Source organism: Mycolicibacterium sp. lyk4-40-TYG-92, assembly GCF_030209435.1.
Classification (GTDB): Bacteria; Actinomycetota; Actinomycetes; order Mycobacteriales; family Mycobacteriaceae; genus Mycobacterium.
This window is the reverse complement of sequence record NZ_JARVRX010000001.1, coordinates 824,401-841,411: the sequence shown is the minus strand read 5'-3', so window position 1 is coordinate 841,411 and position 17,011 is coordinate 824,401. Positions and strand designations below refer to the sequence as shown.

The 17,011-nt window shown below is 67.1% G+C and carries 14 protein-coding genes; 7 read left to right on the top strand and 7 right to left on the bottom strand.

What is annotated here, in order from left to right:
• Window positions 1-3 precede the first annotated feature (3 nt).
• The 5 genes from QRN63_RS04205 to QRN63_RS04185 all read right to left on the bottom strand — a co-directional run bounded on the left by QRN63_RS04205 (window position 4) and on the right by QRN63_RS04185 (window position 5,336).
• Entirely contained in the window at window positions 4-1,368 is a 1,365-nt protein-coding gene (locus QRN63_RS04205; protein WP_285029577.1) for an MFS transporter, read from the bottom strand.
• A 253-nt stretch (window positions 1,369-1,621) separates the two neighbouring features.
• Complete coding sequence (locus tag QRN63_RS04200; RefSeq protein WP_267318458.1) at window positions 1,622-2,749, bottom strand: aromatic ring-hydroxylating oxygenase subunit alpha; 1,128 nt, start codon at window positions 2,747-2,749, stop codon at window positions 1,622-1,624.
• Window positions 2,750-2,804: 55 nt separating this feature from the next.
• Window positions 2,805-4,004, bottom strand: a complete 1,200-nt coding sequence (locus tag QRN63_RS04195) for an NAD(P)/FAD-dependent oxidoreductase (protein ID WP_285029576.1) — start codon at window positions 4,002-4,004, stop codon at window positions 2,805-2,807.
• Window positions 4,004-4,360, bottom strand: a complete 357-nt coding sequence (locus QRN63_RS04190) for a bifunctional 3-phenylpropionate/cinnamic acid dioxygenase ferredoxin subunit (RefSeq protein WP_285029575.1) — start codon at window positions 4,358-4,360, stop codon at window positions 4,004-4,006. The genes QRN63_RS04195 and QRN63_RS04190 overlap by 1 nt, the downstream gene beginning before the upstream one ends.
• A 193-nt stretch (window positions 4,361-4,553) precedes the next feature.
• Window positions 4,554-5,336, bottom strand: coding sequence for an IclR family transcriptional regulator (locus QRN63_RS04185; protein WP_285029574.1), 783 nt, complete (start codon window positions 5,334-5,336; stop codon window positions 4,554-4,556).
• Between the two features lie 154 nt (window positions 5,337-5,490).
• Between QRN63_RS04185 and QRN63_RS04180 the strand changes: the two genes are divergently transcribed.
• Together QRN63_RS04180 and purU are read left to right on the top strand one after the other, a co-directional pair.
• Window positions 5,491-7,950, top strand: coding sequence for a GcvT family protein (locus tag QRN63_RS04180; protein ID WP_285029573.1), 2,460 nt, complete (start codon window positions 5,491-5,493; stop codon window positions 7,948-7,950).
• Window positions 7,951-7,967: 17 nt separating this feature from the next.
• Window positions 7,968-8,837 carry a formyltetrahydrofolate deformylase gene (gene purU / locus QRN63_RS04175; protein ID WP_285029572.1) on the top strand — a complete coding sequence of 290 codons (870 nt, stop codon included), beginning with the start codon at window positions 7,968-7,970 and terminating at the stop codon, window positions 8,835-8,837.
• Window positions 8,838-8,841: 4 nt separating this feature from the next.
• Here purU and QRN63_RS04170 read toward each other — a convergent pair whose 3' ends face one another.
• On the bottom strand, window positions 8,842-9,519 hold the full coding sequence (locus QRN63_RS04170; RefSeq protein ID WP_267318464.1) for a GntR family transcriptional regulator: 678 nt from the start codon (window positions 9,517-9,519) through the stop codon (window positions 8,842-8,844).
• A gap of 136 nt (window positions 9,520-9,655) precedes the next feature.
• Window positions 9,656-10,336, bottom strand: coding sequence for a GntR family transcriptional regulator (locus QRN63_RS04165; protein ID WP_285029571.1), 681 nt, complete (start codon window positions 10,334-10,336; stop codon window positions 9,656-9,658).
• A 117-nt stretch (window positions 10,337-10,453) separates the two neighbouring features.
• Between QRN63_RS04165 and glyA the strand changes: the two genes are divergently transcribed.
• The 5 genes from glyA to QRN63_RS04140 are packed head-to-tail and all read left to right on the top strand — an operon-like array spanning window position 10,454 to window position 16,737.
• Window positions 10,454-11,770, top strand: a complete 1,317-nt coding sequence (gene glyA / locus QRN63_RS04160; protein ID WP_285029570.1) for a serine hydroxymethyltransferase — start codon at window positions 10,454-10,456, stop codon at window positions 11,768-11,770.
• A complete protein-coding gene (locus tag QRN63_RS04155) occupies window positions 11,767-13,005 on the top strand; it encodes a sarcosine oxidase subunit beta family protein (RefSeq protein WP_285029569.1) in 1,239 nt (412 codons plus the stop codon). The genes glyA and QRN63_RS04155 overlap by 4 nt, the downstream gene beginning before the upstream one ends.
• A gap of 15 nt (window positions 13,006-13,020) precedes the next feature.
• A complete protein-coding gene (locus QRN63_RS04150) occupies window positions 13,021-13,299 on the top strand; it encodes a sarcosine oxidase subunit delta (protein WP_285029568.1) in 279 nt (92 codons plus the stop codon).
• Window positions 13,296-16,139, top strand: coding sequence for a 2Fe-2S iron-sulfur cluster-binding protein (locus QRN63_RS04145; protein ID WP_285029567.1), 2,844 nt, complete (start codon window positions 13,296-13,298; stop codon window positions 16,137-16,139). The genes QRN63_RS04150 and QRN63_RS04145 overlap by 4 nt, the downstream gene beginning before the upstream one ends.
• The gene (locus tag QRN63_RS04140; protein WP_285029566.1) at window positions 16,132-16,737 is read left to right on the top strand and encodes a sarcosine oxidase subunit gamma; all 606 of its coding nucleotides are present in this window, start codon (window positions 16,132-16,134) and stop codon (window positions 16,735-16,737) included. The genes QRN63_RS04145 and QRN63_RS04140 overlap by 8 nt, the downstream gene beginning before the upstream one ends.
• Window positions 16,738-17,011 lie beyond the last annotated feature (274 nt).

Sequence of the window (17,011 nt, the reverse complement as noted above, 5' to 3'; positions counted from 1 at the left end):
CGCTCAGTGGCTCATGTCCAATTCGCTCAGCGACTTGCCGCTGGTCTCCGGAGCCAGGATCTGCGACACGATCGCGCCGGCGAAGGCGATGATTCCCGCGAAGACCATGGTCCAGGTGAAACCGAGGTGCTTCATCGAGAGCGGGATCAGGAACAGACCCGCAGCAGCACCGAGGCGGCTGATCGCCGCCGCGAACCCGGTACCGATCGCCCGGACCTCGGTCGGGAAGACCTCCGCGGGATAGATTTGGGTAAACGCGGTGTACATCGCGTTGACGAACGAGTACGCCAGGAACAGCGCCAACATCAGCATCGACATCACACCGACCTGCTCCACCGGAAGCACGAAGCTGCCGAGGGCGGCGATGGCGACCAGCAGACCGCCGGCGATCCACTGGGTCGGAACGGTCATCTTGCGGCGCCCCCACCGATCGATCATGAACATCGTGAAGATCACCCCGAACCAGGCGACGACTGAGAGAACCACTCCCCTCATCAGGCCCTTCATGCCGATATCGCCCAGCAAGCCGTCGGCGAAGGTCGCGATGGCGAAGTACGGTGTCACCGAGCAGGCCCAGAACACGGACATGAAGACCGTCGAGCGCCACACCGCCGGCGAGAACAGCATCTTGAAACTGCCCTTCGCGCCGCCCGCAGCGGCTTTCATCATGTCGGTCTGGTACGCGGTGTCCAGATACCCGACGACCAGTCCGTGCGCCTCTTCGGTCCTGCCCTTTGCCCACAACCAGCGCGGCGACTCGGGCAACCCGATCCGGCCGACGAGCAGCGCGGCGGCAATGAATGTGCTGGTGCCGATGGTCACCCGCCAATCGATGCCGGCCTGATCCATGAAGTAGCCGATGATGAACGCGATCATGAAACCGCCGTACCAGGCGACCAGGGTCAGGGCCAACAGTTTGCCGCGGAGATGGGTCGGCGCGAACTCCGCCAGCATCGGCAAGCCGACCGCGTACTCGATGCCGACGGCCAGGCCCATCAACAGACGAACGGCGAAAAGCTGTTCTGGTCCGTCGACGAAGAACTGCAAAGCCGAAAAGGCCGTGAATAGCGCCAGATCCCAGAACAGAATCGGCTTACGGCCGAACTTATCGGCCAGCCACCCACCCACAGGCGAGCCGATGAGAATGCCGAACATCGCCGAGGCGGCCTCCAGCCCGATCCAGACGGTGGTAAACCGGGGGTCCAGTTCGATGGTGTGCGTGACCGGACCGATGCTGCCCAGGATGTAGCCATCGAGGAACATGCCGCCGACCAACACGACGATCATCCGCGTCATGAACCGGCGCTTACGCGCCAGCACGGCGGGGTCGTCGGAGAACGTTCTCTCAGCGCCTTCGCTCACGGACATGGCACAAGCTCCTCAGGAATCAGTGTGTAGGCCATCGTTACTCCTTTGATTGGCGGGTTCCGAAATGGCGGACGTCGTTGGCCTGGATCGCGTTGCAATACGTGGTGTTGAAAAGACTTGGCGTTGAAAAGAATTGGTGTGGTGTCCCGGCCCGCCAGGGCCGCCTCTCCAGCCGGTCCGGCGGACCGGGACACCGCGCCGACTCCGCGAGTATTCGACGCCCGGCCGGTTGCCGGGAGCCGAATGCCTGCATCTAGTCGGCGAGTTTGTTGCGCAACCAGTCATGGAAGTGCCCGAGGTGGTGTTCGCTGGGTACCAGCACACCGCCATCGCGGTAGACGCGTGAACTCATGGCGGGCTGGCACCGCTCACACGCGTCGAAGTCCTGCTGATTGACGCGGTGGAACAGCTCCACCGACTTGCTGACGTCGCGCCCGGATTCGACAACGCCCGGCAGGTACAGCCAGTCGCATTCGACGATGGTGTGGTCCGCCGCCATCGGGAACATCCGGTGGATGATGACGTGGTCGGGCACCAGGTTGACGAACACCTGCGGACGTACCGTGATGGCGTAGTAGCGCCGGTCCTGGTCCTCGGTGACCCCGGGAATGTGCTCGAAACCCTCTGAGCCATCGATGGTGAAGCCGGCGACGTCGGCACCGAACTCCGCACCGTGGCCGACGTAGAACTGGGCGGCGTAGCCGTCGGCGAACTCCGGCAGCACCTCGGTCAGTTCGGGGTGGATGGTGGCGCAGTGGTAGCACTCCATGAAGTTCTCGATGATGAGCTTCCAGTTGGCCTTGACGTCGTAGACGATCCGGCGACCGAGGCTCAGATTGGCCACCGTGTAGTGGTCGATCGACTCGACATCGCCGAGTCGATCGACGACCTCCTGCATGACGGTGTCTTCGAACGACGGTGGCTCGTCGGCCAAGCACACCCAGACATAGCCGAGCCACTCCCGTACCGAGATCTTGCGCAGGCCGTACTCGACGCGGTCGATGTCGGGCATCTTGGTCAGGTTCGGCGCCGCGATGAGCTTGCCGTCCAGATCGTAAGTCCATGCGTGATAAGGGCATTGGAACGCGCGCTTGACCTCACCGCTGTCCTCGGTGCAGAGCTGCGCGCCGCGGTGCCGGCACAGGTTGAAGAATGCGTTGATGTCGCCCTTGCGCGACCTGGTCACCAGAACGCTTTCGCGACCGACCTGGACGGTCTTGAACGCACCCGGCTTGTCCAGATCCGCGGCGCGCACAACGCAGAACCACATGGTCTCGAAAATCTTCTCCTGTTCGAGGGCGAAGACCTCCGGATCTGTGTAGTAGTGCCCTGCCAGAGTGGAAATGAGGCTTTCCGGCAGACTTGGCACGGTGGCGGTCATCGAGCTCCTTTGCGGTGTCATGTCGTGAGTTGTATTGGGGTTCAAGAATTTCGGCCTAGACCGCGGTTGGCGTCGGCACCAGTTGGCGGCGCCACCGGGTGAAGAGCCGGGGCTGGTCGATACCGAGGACCGCGACCAGGCGGCCGTCGCGCCGATAGGTGGCGAGCAAGCAACGGTCCTCGCAGCTGCCCTCCTCGATGGTGATCTCGTCATCAGGACGGGCGAGGCCGGCGAACTGGATGCGGGATCCGTATTGATCGGACCAGAAATACGGCGGCTTCGCCGTCGCCTCCTGATGGGCACCCCCCGCCAGCAACGAGGCGACCGCCAGCGCAGGACGCTCCAGTGCACCGGTCCAGTGCTCGACGCGATGCCGCGCGTTGGTGGCGGGGTCGAGCCAGGCCGCACAGTCTCCGACGGCGACGACGTTCGGCAGAGCGGTCTGGCCGTGGGTGCCGCAGAGCACGCCGTTACCCAGCTCCAGACCGCTTCCGTGCAGCCAGTCGATGTTGGCCACACCGCCGATTCCGACGACGACGACGTCGGCCGGCAGGTGGCGTCCGTCGGCGAGGTCGACGCCCGTCACCCGGCCGATGCCGCCGGGCACGCGCAGTGCCCGCTTCTCACCGACGAGTCCGGTGACGCCGACACCGCAGATCAATTTCGTTCCGTTGGCGGCGTGCGCGCCGGCGACCACACCGCCGAGCCACCCGCCGAGCTGCATCTGCAACGGGGTGGGCGCGGCCTCGACGACGGTGACATCCAGGCCCAGCTTGCGGGCAGTCGAGGCGACCTCGGCCCCGATGAATCCGGCCCCGATGACAACCAGCGCAGCGCCCGGAACCAGCTCTTCGCGGAGGGTCACGGCGTCGTCGATGGTGCGGATCACGTGCACGCCGGCCATGCCCTCGGAGCCGGGCCAGCGGCGCGCGCGGGAACCGGTGGCGATTACCACGCCATCGGCGTCGATGCGCGTCCCGTCCGCGAGTTCGATTGCGCCGCAGCGGCTATCGAGCTTGGCCGCGCCAACTCCCAAACGCCAGTCCGCCTGCAGATCGTCGTCGTCGGATTCCAGGGCGAGGTCGGCTTCGGAGACGTTGCCGCAAAGGAATTCCTTCGACAGCGGCGGGCGGTCATAGGGCCGCTGCGCCTCGTCGCCGATGACGGTCAGCCGTCCGTCGAAGCCCTGCGCCCGCAGCGCCCTCGCGGCGGACAGGCCCGCGAGCGACGCCCCAACAATCGCGACGTGCCTCATCACTGCCCCGCGCCCAGTCGAGCCCGGATGTCCGGCGGCAGGTTGGGCTTCTCGGTGCTCAGTTCGACGTGGATGACGCCGTCGGAGATCACGACGGTGTGCGTGCGGACCGGCAGCTTGGCCGGCGGCGCGTCGACCGCTCCGGTGCGGAGATTGAACCGCGAGGCATGCAGCGGGCACTCGACGTCGCACCCCTCCAGCCAGCCGTCGGCCAGTGACGCGTCCTGGTGCGAACAGGTGTCGTCGATGGCGAACACCTCGCCGTCCTCGGTGTGGAAGACCGCGATGGGCGGGTCGGATTCCACCCGCCGAGCCTCGCCGGGCGGGAGGTCGGAGAGCGGACAGATTTCGAGCATCAGGTGTGTGCCCCTCTCAAAGAGTTTGACGCGACTGGCGCAACACAATTCGTAATATGCAACAGTGTGGCGGCAGTCACAAGCCACTGTCAAGAGAGAACCGCACCGTTTACAGGGAGTTTTCAATTGCCTGTCGACGGGAGCTGCCCATAGCCTCGCTACCCGCGAAAACCCACGTCATCCGCGGTTGCGGTCAGATTCGGTAGCCCATACGCCGACTGACGTCGTCAGCCCCCGCGACCACCACCGGCGCGATCTCCAGCGCCCGCTCCACGGTGAGTCGATACGCCGGGCCGGAGACGCTCAGCGCCGCGATCACCCCACCGATGTGATCGCGGATCGGCGCGGCGACCGCGTTGAGCCCGTCCTCGAGCTCCTCCAGAGACACCACGTAACCGTTGCGGGTCACGTCCCGCAACTGCGCTTCCAGGCGCTCGACCGAAGTGATGGTGTGCTCGGTGAACCGCGGCAGCCCGGCCGCCGACAACAGGTCCCGGCGGGCATCCGCAGCCATGAACGCCAGCAACACCTTGCCGCTCGACGTCGCGTGCAACGGGGTGAGTTCACCCACCCAGTTGTGGGTACTGATAGCGGCAGGTCCGCGGGCCTGGTCCACGTTCACTGCGTACTCCGAGCGCAGTACCGCGATGTTGACGGTCTCACCGACCTCGAGCGCCAGCCGCTCGCAGATTTCCCGACCCTGCCGGGTGACGTCGAGCCGGCCCGACACCGCGTTGGCCAGCCGCAGGATGCCGAATCCGAGTCGATACTTGCCACGCTCGAAAGCCTGCTCGACGAGTTCACGATCCTCGAGCGCCGTGAGCAGGCGCGAGACCGTCGACTTGTGCACGCCGATATCCGACGCCAACTCGGTGACTCCGGCTTCGCCGCGGCGGGCGAGGAGTTCCAACACGTGCAGAGCGCGGTCAACGGACTGCACGCCGCCATTGCCGGAATCAACAGCGCTGTTGCTCATTACGCAACGATACCCACATAGCGCACAGGTTTGGTGCGCTAGATCCATCCGGTTCGGCAGCAGTGAATTGACCACTGGCGATACTCCCCATAGGCTTGGTATATCAATTGTCGATCACTTAGTCGGCCGCCGCTCGACCAGGAGGACCACGCCCATGGGATCACCGCGCGTTGTGATCATCGGAGCCGGCATCGTCGGCGCGAACCTCGCGGATGAACTCGCCGCCCGCGGTTGGCACAACGTGACGGTGCTGGACCAGGGACCGCTGCCACTGACCGGCGGATCCACTTCGCACGCACCGGGTTTGGTGTTCCAGACCAACTCGTCGAAGACGATGACCGCGCTGGCGAGCTACACCGTCGAGAAGTTCCTGTCGCTGGAGTCCGACGGCCAGTGGTGCTTCAACCAAGTCGGCGGCCTCGAGGTGGCCACCACCGAGCAGCGCTTGGCCGACCTGTACCGCAAGCAAGGCTGGGCCACGTCGTGGGGTGTCGACGCCGCGGTGATCGACGCGCAGGAATGCGCCAAGCTGCATCCCCTGCTGGATCGCGATCGCATCCTGGGCGGGCTCTACGTGCCGAGCGACGGGTTGGCGAAGGCCCCGCGCGTCGTCACGGAACTGATCCGGCGCACCGAAGCCGTCGGCATTGAATTCCGGGGTTCGACAAAGGTGATCGGCATCGAGCACAGTGGCGGCAGGGTCACCGGCGTGGCCACTGACAACGGCGTCGTGCCGGCCGACATCGTGGTGTCCTGCGGCGGATTCTGGGGACCGGCTCTCGGGGAGCTCGTCGGCATGCGGGTGCCACTGCTGCCGCTGGCGCACCAGTACGCCAAGACCGACCAGATCCCCGAACTCGTCGGCCGCAACACCGAGGTGGCCGAGGCCGGCCTGCCCATCCTGCGGCACCAGGACCAGGACCTGTACTACCGCGAACACGTCGACCGGCTCGGCATCGGGTCCTACGCGCACCGTCCCATGCCGGCGGCGCTGGACGAGCTGCCGGACGGCGAAATCACCGCGGACGCAATGCCTTCCATGCTCGCGTTCACCGACGAGGATTTCGCGCCGGCCTGGGAGCAGGCCAAGTTGCTCCTGCCGTGCTTGCAGACCGCGAAGGTCGAATCCGGCTTCAACGGCATCTTCTCCTTCACCCCCGATGGCGGTCCGCTGATCGGCGAATCCCCCGACATCGCCGGATTCTGGATCGCCGAAGCCGTATGGGTCACGCACTCGGCCGGCGTCGCCCGGGCGGTGGCGCAGCTGCTGATCGACGGACGCTCCGAGGTGGCGCTGCAGGGCTGCGATGTGCACCGCTTCGAAGAGGTGCAGCTCGATCCCGACTACGTCAGCGAGACCTCGCAGCAGAATTTCGTCGAGGTCTACGACATCCTGCATCCCTTGCAGCCGAAGGAATCACCGCGCAATCTGCGGGTCAGCCCGTTCCACCGCAGGCAGACCGAACTGGGCGCGGTGTTCCTGGAGACCGCGGGCTGGGAGCGCCCGCACTGGTTCGAGGCCAATGCGTGCCTGCTCGACGAGCTGCCGCCGGAGTGGCAGCCCCCGGCGCGCGACGAATGGTCCGCGATGTTCCACTCCCCGATCGCCGCCGCGGAGGCGTGGCGCACCCGGACCGCGGTCGCGATGTACGACATGACCCCGCTGAAGCGGCTGGAGATCTCCGGCCCCGGCGCGCTCGATCTGTTGGAGCGCACCACCACCGGCAAGATGGACAAGTCGGTCGGCTCGGTGACCTACACCCTGGCGCTGGACAACGCCGGCGGGGTGCGCAGCGACATCACGGTGGCCCGGCTGTCCGAGGACACGTTCCAGGTCGGCGCGAACGGCAATATCGACCTGGACTACTTCCGCCGTCTGGCCCCGGCCGACGGCACCGTCGCAGTGCGCGATATCACCGGAGGCACCTGCTGCATCGGCCTGTGGGGCCCGCGCGCCCGCGACGTGGTGTCCGCGCTCAGCCGCGACGACTTCTCCAACGACGCGTTCAAGTACTTCCGCGCCAAGCAGGTCCGCATCGGCGGGGTCCCCGTCACCGCGATGCGGCTGTCGTATGTCGGCGAATTGGGTTGGGAGCTCTACACCACCGCAGAGAACGGCCTGCGCCTGTGGGACGCGCTGTGGGCCGAAGGGCAGCGCTACGGCGTCATCGCCGCCGGCCGTGCCGCGTTCAACAGCCTGCGGCTGGAAAAGGGCTACCGCTCGTGGGGCACCGATATGACCACCGAGCACAACCCCTTCGAGGCCGGCCTCGGGTTCGCGGTACGCGCCCAGAAGGACGGCTACATCGGTCACGACGCGCTGGCCGGGGTGTCCGACGACACCGTCACGCGGCGCCTGGTGTGCCTGGCCGTCGACGACAAGACGTCGACGGTGCTCGGATCCGAGCCGGTGTACTTGGACGGCAGCCCCGCCGGGTACGTCACCAGCGCGGCGTTCGGGCACACCGTCGGTGCCCCGATCGCCTATGCCTGGCTGCCCGCCTCGGCCGCGCCGGGTACCGGCGTGGAGATCGAGTACTTCGGTCGCCGTATCCCGGCCACCGTGGTGGCCGAGCCGCTCGTCGACCCCGAGATGTCCAAGATCCGCGCGTAACGACCGATCGGGAAACCATGCCGCACACCGTCACACTCACCCTGAGCTGCCCGCAGCGCCCGGGCATCGTCCATGCCGTGAGTTCGTTCCTGTTCTCGCGCAACTTCGACATCGCCGAGCACCAACAGTTCGACGACACTCGCAGCCAGGCGTTCTTCCAGCGCACGACATTCGTCTGCACCACGCACAGCGCCGACGGCAACGCTGACGTCATCTCCCAATTGACCGACGAGTTCGCCCCGGTGGCAACCGAATTCGGGATGACGTTCCGCTTCGTCGACACCCGTCGCAAGCCCAGGGTCGTCGTGATGGTCTCGAAGCTGGGCCACTGTCTCAACGACCTGATCTTCCGCTGGCGCGCAGGCACTCTCGGCGGTGAACTGGTAGCGGTGGTGTCCAACCACGAGGTGCTGCGCCCGATGGCAGAGGCGGCCGGGCTGCCGTTCGTGCACATCCCGGTGACCCCGGACACCAAGCCCGAGGCCGAACGCGCATTGCTCGCGCTGGTCGACGAACTCGAGGCGGACCTGGTGGTGCTGGCGCGCTACATGCAGGTGCTCTCGGACGAGACCTGCCAGAAGCTGCGCGGGCGCGCCATCAACATCCACCACTCGTTCCTGCCGGGATTCAAGGGCGCCAAGCCCTACCACCAGGCGTTCGACCGTGGCGTGAAACTCGTTGGCGCAACCGCGCATTACGTGACATCAGACCTCGACGAGGGACCGATCATCGAGCAGGAAGTAATCCGGATCGATCACTCATTCGACGCGGCACGGTTGGCCACCGTCGGACAGGACGCCGAGGGGCTGGCGCTGTCGCGGGCCGTGCGCTGGCATTGCGAGAACAGGGTGCTGCTGCACGGACATCGCACCGTCGTCTTCAGCTGACGCGTCAAACGATGGCGCGGATCGCTTTCTCGAATCCCGTGACGTGGTCGAGGGCAATCTGCGCAGCGGCATCCCCATCGCCACCGGCAATGGTCCGCAAGAGTTCGGCGTGCTCTCCGACGTGTTGGGCCACGGTCGGCAAGCGGTCGAGAAACAGGCAGAAGATGCGGGTCGCAAGGTTGTCGTAGCGGATCAACACGTCTTCGAGATGCGGGTTTCCGGTGGCCCGGTAGATCGCTCGGTGTGCCCGCAGGTCCCAACGCATCAGTTCGTCGCGGTGAATGTTCTCGACATCGAGCGCTTCGGTGAGATCGGCCAGCTTGAGCAGGCCCGCACGCACGTCGGCAGAGGCGCCCTCGGCGGCCGCGCGCGCAGCGACCGGTTCCAGATTGACCCTAATCTGCGAGATATGGCGGAGGTCGGCGACGTCGACCCCCGTGGCAAACGTGCCCCTGCGCGGAAAGGACACGACCAGGCGGTCCACTTCCAAGCGTTTGAGGGCCTCCCGGACGGGCGTACGGCCCAGTTCGAGCTCCGCGGCCAGATCGTTCTCCACGATGGCGTCATTGGGGCGGATGTCCAGCATGATGAGCTTGTCGCGGATCACCAGGTACGCCCGGTCGGCAAACGACATCTCCTCGGAGACAACGTCGTCGAGCTGTTCCACACCCGCAACACTCATGCCCGCCCCGCCTTCCCGACATCACCGACCACACCAATCGGCAACTGACCTGATCTGGTCAGGTCAATGATATATCAGGGCCGGTGGTCTCCAGGGACGTCGGGCTGCGGGCGATCGGCAACACCCGGCGGAGACGTCACAGCAACGCGCGAATCGCTTTCTCGAAACCGCAGACATGGGCCAGCGTCAGCGCCGCCGCCGTGGCCTCGTCGCCTCCGACGATCGCCTCCAACAGCTCGATGTGTTCGCGGACATGGCCGGCAACGCCCGGCAGCCGGTCCAGGAACATGCACCAGATCCGGGTGGCATGCGCGTCGAGGCTGACGAGGATCTGTTCCAGATGCGGATTGCCCGAGGCCCGGTAGATCTCGCGGTGCACGTGGACGTCGTGACGGAGGACCTCTCGGGGGTCATCGGCGTCGTCGATCCCGGCGATCGCCTGCGCCAGTGCAGTCAGGCGGGCGCGAGTGTCCGGCGTCGCGACCCGGGCGGCACGGGCGGCCGCCGTCGGCTCCAGCAGCTTGCGAATCTCGGAGATATCGGCCAGGTCCGTCATGTCCACAGCCGCGGCGAACGTGCCCCGGCGCGGGTAGGCGACGACGAGACGGTCCCGCTCAAGGCGTTTGAGGGCCTCCCGCACCGGAGTACGGCCGAAGCCGAGCTCGGCCGCCAGGCGGTCGTCGTTGATGGGCTCACCCGGCCGGATGTCCAGCATCACCAGGCGTTCGCGCACGATGTCGTAGGCGCGATCCGCATTGGTCTCGGTACCAGCCGGTGCGCCGTCGGGCTCGCCGAACGACAACTCCGTCAGGGTCATCGTCACTCCTCCACAAGTATCTGCGGCCCAGCTATTGACGCGGCCACGAGCTGATCTTAATCTAACCGACAGCTGATATATTAGTCCACAGCACACTGCAATGTCAGAAAGGTCCACATGACCCTCGACACCGCACCGGCGGCCACGAACCCCACGCTGAGCGCGAGCCTCGCCGACCTGGATCCCCAAGTACACCGGGCCATCGCCGCCGAATTGCACCGGCAGCAGAGCACCCTGGAAATGATCGCCAGCGAGAACTTCGCGCCCGTCGCCGTGATGCAGGCGCAGGGCTCGGTGATGACCAACAAGTACGCCGAGGGTTACCCGGGCCGCCGATACTACGGCGGCTGCGAATACGTCGACGTCACCGAGCAACTCGCCATCGACCGGGTCAAGAGCCTCTTCGGCGCCGAATACGCCAACGTGCAACCGCATTCGGGCGCGCAGGCCAACGCCGCGGCCATGTCGGCGCTGCTCTCCCCCGGCGACACCATCCTCGGTCTCGACCTGGCGCACGGCGGCCACCTCACGCACGGCATGAAGCTCAACTTCTCCGGCAAGCTCTACGACGTCGCGGCCTATCACGTGGGCGAGCACGACCACCGGGTCGACATGGCCGAGGTCGAGCGCATCGCCCGGGAGCGCCGGCCGAAGCTGATCCTGGCCGGCTGGTCGGCTTATCCGCGGCAGCTCGATTTCGCCGAATTCCGGCGCATCGCAGACGAAGTCGGCGCCTACCTGATGGTCGACATGGCCCATTTCGCGGGCCTCGTGGCGGCCGGCCTGCACCCCTCGCCCGTGCCGCACGCCCACGTCGTCACCTCGACCACGCACAAGACATTGGGCGGCCCCCGCGGCGGCATCATCCTCACCAACGACCAGGCGCTGGCCAAGAAATTCAATTCCTCGGTGTTCCCCGGCCAGCAGGGCGGACCGCTCGAGCACGTCATCGCCGCCAAGGCAGTGTCGTTCAAGCTCGCCGCCACGCCGGAGTTCCGCGAGCGGCAGCAACGCACGCTGGACGGCGCGGCGATTCTGGCCGCGCGCCTGCTGCAGGAGGATTCCCGCGCGGCGGGCCTCAACGTCGTCTCCGGCGGCACCGACGTCCACCTCGTGCTGGTCGACCTGCGCGAGTCCGAACTGGACGGCAAACAGGCCGAGGACCGGCTGCACCGCGTGGGAATCACCGTGAACCGCAACGCCGTTCCGTTCGACCCGCGGCCGCCGATGGTGAGCTCGGGCGTGCGCATCGGTACCGCGGCGCTGGCGACCCGCGGCTTCGATCTGGACAGCTTCCACGAAGTCGCCGATGTCATCAGCCACGCGCTGCGCCCCGACGCCGACGACGCCGCCCTGGACGCGCTGCGCGCCCGGGTGGACGTACTGGCCCACCGCTTCCCGCTCTACCCCGACCTCACGGAGGCCTCGCTGTGACCGCACCGACGACCCCACCGGGCGCACATCTGCCCGACCACCCCGAATTTCTCTGGCGCACACCCGAACCCAAGAAGACGTACGACGTCGTCATCGTCGGCGGCGGCGGGCACGGCCTGGCCACCGCGCACTACCTGGCCAAGAACCACGGCATCACCAATGTCGCGGTCCTGGAGCGGGGCTGGCTGGCCGGCGGCAACATGGCCCGCAACACCACCCTCATCCGGTCCAACTACCTGTGGGACGAGAGCGCCCGAATCTACGAGCACGCCCTGAAACTCTGGGAGGGCCTGGAAGAGGATCTGGACTACCCGATCCTGTTCAGCCAGCGCGGTGTGCTCAACCTGGCGCACAGCCTGCAGGACGTCCGCGACAGCGTGCGACGCGTCGAGGCCAACAAGCTCAACGGCATCGACGCCGAGTGGGTGGAACCCAAAGAGGTCAAGGACCTCTGCCCGATCGTCAACATCTCCAGTGACATTCGGTATCCGGTGCTGGGCGCGACCTACCAGCCGCGGGCCGGCATCGCCAAGCACGACTACGTCGCCTGGGGCTTCGCGCGCCGGGCCGACGAGGCCGGCATCGACATCATCCAGAACTGCGAGGTCACCGGATTCGTCACCGACAGCGACCGGGTCACCGGCGTGCGCACCACGCGCGGCGACATCGGGGCCGGACAGGTGGCGCTGTGCGCGGCCGGGCATACCTCCACGCTGACCGACATGCTCGGCATCCGCACGCCACTGCAGAGTCACCCGCTGCAGGCGCTGGTGTCCGAACTCCTCGAGCCGGTGCATCCGACCATCGTGATGTCGAACGCCGTGCACGTGTACGTATCTCAGGCCCACAAGGGCGAACTCGTGATGGGTGCCGGCGTCGACTCGTACAACGGCTACGGCCAGCGCGGCGCGTTCCACATCATCGAACGCCAGATGGCCGCTGCGGTGGAGTTGTTCCCGGTGTTCGCCCGGGCGCACCTGCTGCGTACCTGGGCCGGCATCGTCGACGTCTGCCCGGACGCGTCACCGATCGTCGGCCGCGTCGGCTACGACAACCTGTACCTCAACGCCGGTTGGGGCACCGGCGGGTTCAAGGTGACGCCGGGCATCGGCTGGTGCCTGGCCGACACCATCGCCACCGGCCGCGAACACGACTACGTCGCCCCTTTCAGCCTCGACCGCTTCGTCACCGGAGCCCTGGTCGACGAACACGGCGCCGCCGGCGTGGCGCACTAGAACCGAGGAGCCCCAATGCAACTCATCGACTGCCCGTGGTGCGGGCCACGTGAGGAAACCGAATTCCACTATGGCGGCCAGGCGCACGTCGCCTACCCCGAGGACCCGCAATCGCTGACCGACGAACAGTGGGCGCACTACGTGTTCTTCCGCGCCAACCCGAAGGGGTCGTTCGCCGAACGCTGGACCCACAGTGCCGGCTGCCGTCGCTGGTTCAACGCCATCCGCGACACCGCCACCTACCGATTCGACCGTGTCTACCGACTCGACGAGCAGAGGCCGACCATCTCATGAACCTGCGCACCTCCGACGGCGGTCGAATCGACCGAAACACCGTCCACACCTTCACATTCAACGACCGGGAGTACACCGGACACGCCGGCGACACGCTGGCGTCCGCGTTGCTGGCGAACGGCGTGCATCACGTCACCTCGAGCATCAAGATGGGCCGGCCCCGCGGCTTCACCTCGGCGTGGGCCGAGGACACCGGCGGCCTGGTCCAGATCGAGTACCCCTTCCCCGAGCCCATGCTGCTCGCCACCACCGTTGAGCTGTACGACGGACTCGTCGCGCGCGGTATCCCGGGGCAGGGCCGGCTCGCTGAGATCGCCGACACCGCGCGCTACGACTCGACCCACGTGCACGCCGACGTTCTGGTCGCCGGAGCCGGCCCGGCCGGTCTGGCCGCCGCGCTGACGGCCGCCCGCGCCGGCGCCCGCGTCGTGCTGATCGACGAGCAGAGCGAGGCCGGCGGTGCCCTGCTGGGCAGTGCCGACACCATCTCCGGCCGCCCGGCACTGGAGTGGGTCGACGACGCGGTCGCCGAACTCGCCACCTATCCCGACGTGCTGCACCTGCAGCGCACCACCGCATTCGGACACTACGACGACGGCTTTGTCCTTGCGCTGCAACGGCGTACGGATCACCTCGGCGCCGCCGCGCCCGCCGGGGCAAGCCGCCAGCGCGTGTGGCGGATCCGGGCCCGGCACGTCATCGTCGCCGCCGGCGCGCATGAACGTCCGGTGGTGTTCACCGACAACGACCGGCCCGGCATCATGCTCGCCGCCGGCGCCCGTACCTTCCTGCACCGCTACGGCGTCAAGGTCGGTGAGCGGGCCGTCGTGTTCACCACCAACGACAGTGCCTATCAGGCCGCGCTGGATCTGTACGACGCCGGCGTGGCGATCACCGCGATCGTCGATGCCCGGGACGCGGTCGCCACGGACCTACTTGCGGCGTGCGCTGATCGGGGCATCGAGCTGCGGACCGGGTCGGTCGTCAGCGGCACCCGCGGTGAGAACCGGGTCAGCGCCGCCGTCGTCACCGGCGCGGGCGGTACATCCGATGAGCTGGCGTGCGACGTGCTGCTGATCAGCGGCGGCTGGAATCCGGCGGTCCACCTCTTCAGTCAGGTGCGCGGTCCCCTGCGGTACGACGCCGCCCTCGGCGCGTTCGTTCCGGGTGCCGAGCTCGATGAAGTGAGTGTCGCCGGTTCGGCCGCAGGTACCTTCAACCTGCCCGGTTGCCTGCGCGACGGTCGCGCCGTCGCCACCCGCGCCCTGGCCGGTCTCGGGTTCACCGCTGAGACCGAACCGCTTGCCGGAGAGTCGGATTCGATTCGGGCCTCGGGTGCACCCGCGGTGCTGTGGCGGATTCCCGATGCCGACGGTGCCACGCAGTTCGTCGACGTCCAGCGGGACGCCACGGTGGCGGATCTGGTCCGCGCGGTCGGCGCCGGCATGCGCTCGATGGAACACATCAAGCGCTACACCACCATCGGCACGGCGCACGATCAGGGCAAGACCTCCGGCGTCATCGCCTCGGGCATCACCGCCGAACTGCTGGGTGTGCCCGTGGCCGATCTCGGCGTCACCACGTTCCGGCCGCCGTACACCCCCGTCGCGTTCGCCGCCCTGGCCGGCCGCAGCCGGGGACGCATGTTCGACCCGGAACGCGTTACCGCAGTGCATGATTGGCACGTCGCCCGCGGCGCGGTGTTCGAGGACGTCGGCCAGTGGAAGCGTCCGCGCTACTACCCGCTGCCCGGAGAAGACATGGACACCGCGGTGCTGCGCGAATGCGCCGCTGCCCGAACGGGTGTCGGCATCCTCGACGGCTCGACGCTGGGCAAGATCGATGTCCAGGGCCCCGATGCCGGCGCATTCCTGGACCTGCTCTACACCAACCTGATGAGCACGCTCAAGGTCGGCATGCTGCGGTACGGCGTCATGTGCGGCGTCGACGGCATGGTGATCGACGACGGCACCGTGATGCGCCTGGCCGACGACCGCTTCCAGGTGTTCACCACGACGGGCGGTGCCGCCCGCATCCTGGAATGGATGGAGGAATGGCTGCAGACCGAGTGGCCGCACCTGCGCGTACGCCTCACGTCGGTCACCGAGCAGTGGCACACCTTCCCGGTCGTCGGTCCGCGCTCGCGGGACGTCATCGGCAAGGTCTTCCCGGGAGTCGACGTCAGCAATGACGCGTTCCCGTTCATGGCCTGGCGCGACACCCAGCTCGACGGGGTCCACGTCCGGATCGGCCGGGTCAGTTTCTCGGGCGAGCTGGCGTACGAGGTCAACGTCATGGGCTGGTACGCAACGGCGTTGTGGGAGAAGCTGATAGCGGCGGGCGAGCCGTACGGCATCACACCCTATGGCACCGAGACCATGCACGTGCTGCGGGCCGAGAAGGGCTACCCCATCATCGGGCAGGATACCGACGGCACCGTCACGCCGCAGGACCTCGGGATGAACTGGGTGGTGTCGAAGAAGAAGCCCGACTTCGTCGGGAAGCGCTCCTTCACTCGCGCCGAGAACCTCAACCCGCTCCGCAAGCAGTTCGTCGGACTCCTTCCGGTCGATGCGCGGACCGTGCTGCCCGAAGGCGCCCAGATCATCGAGACCCCGGCCGACGGCACGTTGCCACCCCCGCCGGTTCCCATGCTCGGCCATGTCACGTCGAGCTACCGCAGCGCCGAGCTGGGCCGGCCGTTCGCACTGGCGTTGGTCAGGGGCGGCCACGCCCGCATCGGAGACACCCTCACCGTGCCGGTGGACGGCGCCCTGGTGGCCGTCGAGGTCACCGGTTCCGTCCTCGTCGATCCCGAAGGAGCACGCCGCGATGGCTGAAACCCTCACTCGCCGTAGCCCGTTGCAGGGCTGGGCCACCCAGTTCGCGGCCACGCCGTCCGCGGCCACGCCGTCCGCGGCGCGCCTCACCGAGGAGCCGTTCGAAACCATGGTCGATCTGTGGGTCGACCCGACTGGAGCCGGTGGCACCGAAGCCGCCCAGGTCCTCGGCGTGGCCGCGTTGCCGACGACACCCGAAACATGTGTCACCGGTCCGGATTCGACGGTGATCTGGTTCGGTCCGCAGGAGTGGCTGGTGACGTCGACGCAGCGCGGTGGTGAGGCACTCGAGGCGCAGCTGCACGAGGCGGTCGCCGCGGCCGGCGGTGCAGCCGTCGACGTGTCGGCGCAGCGCACCACGGTGCGCCTGCGCGGCGCCCATGCCCGCGACGTACTTGCCAAGGGCTGCTCACTGGACCTGCACCCGCGCGGGTTCGGCCGGGGTGCCGCGGCCCAGACGATGCTGGCGCTGGCTGCCGTCGTGCTGATTCCGTTGAACGACAGCGGAACCGATTACCGGGTCATCGTCCGGTCGTCGTTCGCCGGCTATCTGGCCGACTGGCTGCTCGATGCTGCCGAGGAGTTCGGCAGCGCCTAGGTCGCCTTGCCGTGCCCTGAGTGCAATCGCCGTTGTGATTCTCCGCGGTTATTGCGCTCAGGGACTTCTCGTGCGCCGAAGGTGGACGGGCGTTGAGTGCGAACTGAGGTCGAAAAAGTTCGAGTGAGCGTGTGCGTACGTTCGCAGTCAATGCGATCGCGATCACCTCGACCGTCCGACCCACAGATTTGCCAGAAAAATCCGCCAGAAATGCCACGTGAAAGCCACTGTGCGGCGGCAACTCAGCAGAGTTGCCGCCGCACAGTGCTTTTGA

What these genes read in the sequence shown, in the direction of transcription:
- QRN63_RS04145 (WP_285029567.1), top strand. Translation starts at nt 13,296, where the DNA reads ATGAACCTGCGCACCTCCGACGGCGGTCGAATCGACCGAAACACCGTC.
- QRN63_RS04200 (WP_267318458.1), bottom strand. Translation starts at nt 2,749, where the DNA reads ATGACCGCCACCGTGCCAAGTCTGCCGGAAAGCCTCATTTCCACTCTG.
- QRN63_RS04205 (WP_285029577.1), bottom strand. Translation starts at nt 1,368, where the DNA reads ATGTCCGTGAGCGAAGGCGCTGAGAGAACGTTCTCCGACGACCCCGCC.
- QRN63_RS04165 (WP_285029571.1), bottom strand. Translation starts at nt 10,336, where the DNA reads ATGACCCTGACGGAGTTGTCGTTCGGCGAGCCCGACGGCGCACCGGCT.
- QRN63_RS04195 (WP_285029576.1), bottom strand. Translation starts at nt 4,004, where the DNA reads ATGAGGCACGTCGCGATTGTTGGGGCGTCGCTCGCGGGCCTGTCCGCC.
- QRN63_RS04170 (WP_267318464.1), bottom strand. Translation starts at nt 9,519, where the DNA reads ATGAGTGTTGCGGGTGTGGAACAGCTCGACGACGTTGTCTCCGAGGAG.
- QRN63_RS04180 (WP_285029573.1), top strand. Translation starts at nt 5,491, where the DNA reads ATGGGATCACCGCGCGTTGTGATCATCGGAGCCGGCATCGTCGGCGCG.
- QRN63_RS04190 (WP_285029575.1), bottom strand. Translation starts at nt 4,360, where the DNA reads ATGCTCGAAATCTGTCCGCTCTCCGACCTCCCGCCCGGCGAGGCTCGG.
- QRN63_RS04185 (WP_285029574.1), bottom strand. Translation starts at nt 5,336, where the DNA reads ATGAGCAACAGCGCTGTTGATTCCGGCAATGGCGGCGTGCAGTCCGTT.
- glyA (WP_285029570.1), top strand. Translation starts at nt 10,454, where the DNA reads ATGACCCTCGACACCGCACCGGCGGCCACGAACCCCACGCTGAGCGCG.
- QRN63_RS04150 (WP_285029568.1), top strand. Translation starts at nt 13,021, where the DNA reads ATGCAACTCATCGACTGCCCGTGGTGCGGGCCACGTGAGGAAACCGAA.
- QRN63_RS04140 (WP_285029566.1), top strand. Translation starts at nt 16,132, where the DNA reads ATGGCTGAAACCCTCACTCGCCGTAGCCCGTTGCAGGGCTGGGCCACC.
- purU (WP_285029572.1), top strand. Translation starts at nt 7,968, where the DNA reads ATGCCGCACACCGTCACACTCACCCTGAGCTGCCCGCAGCGCCCGGGC.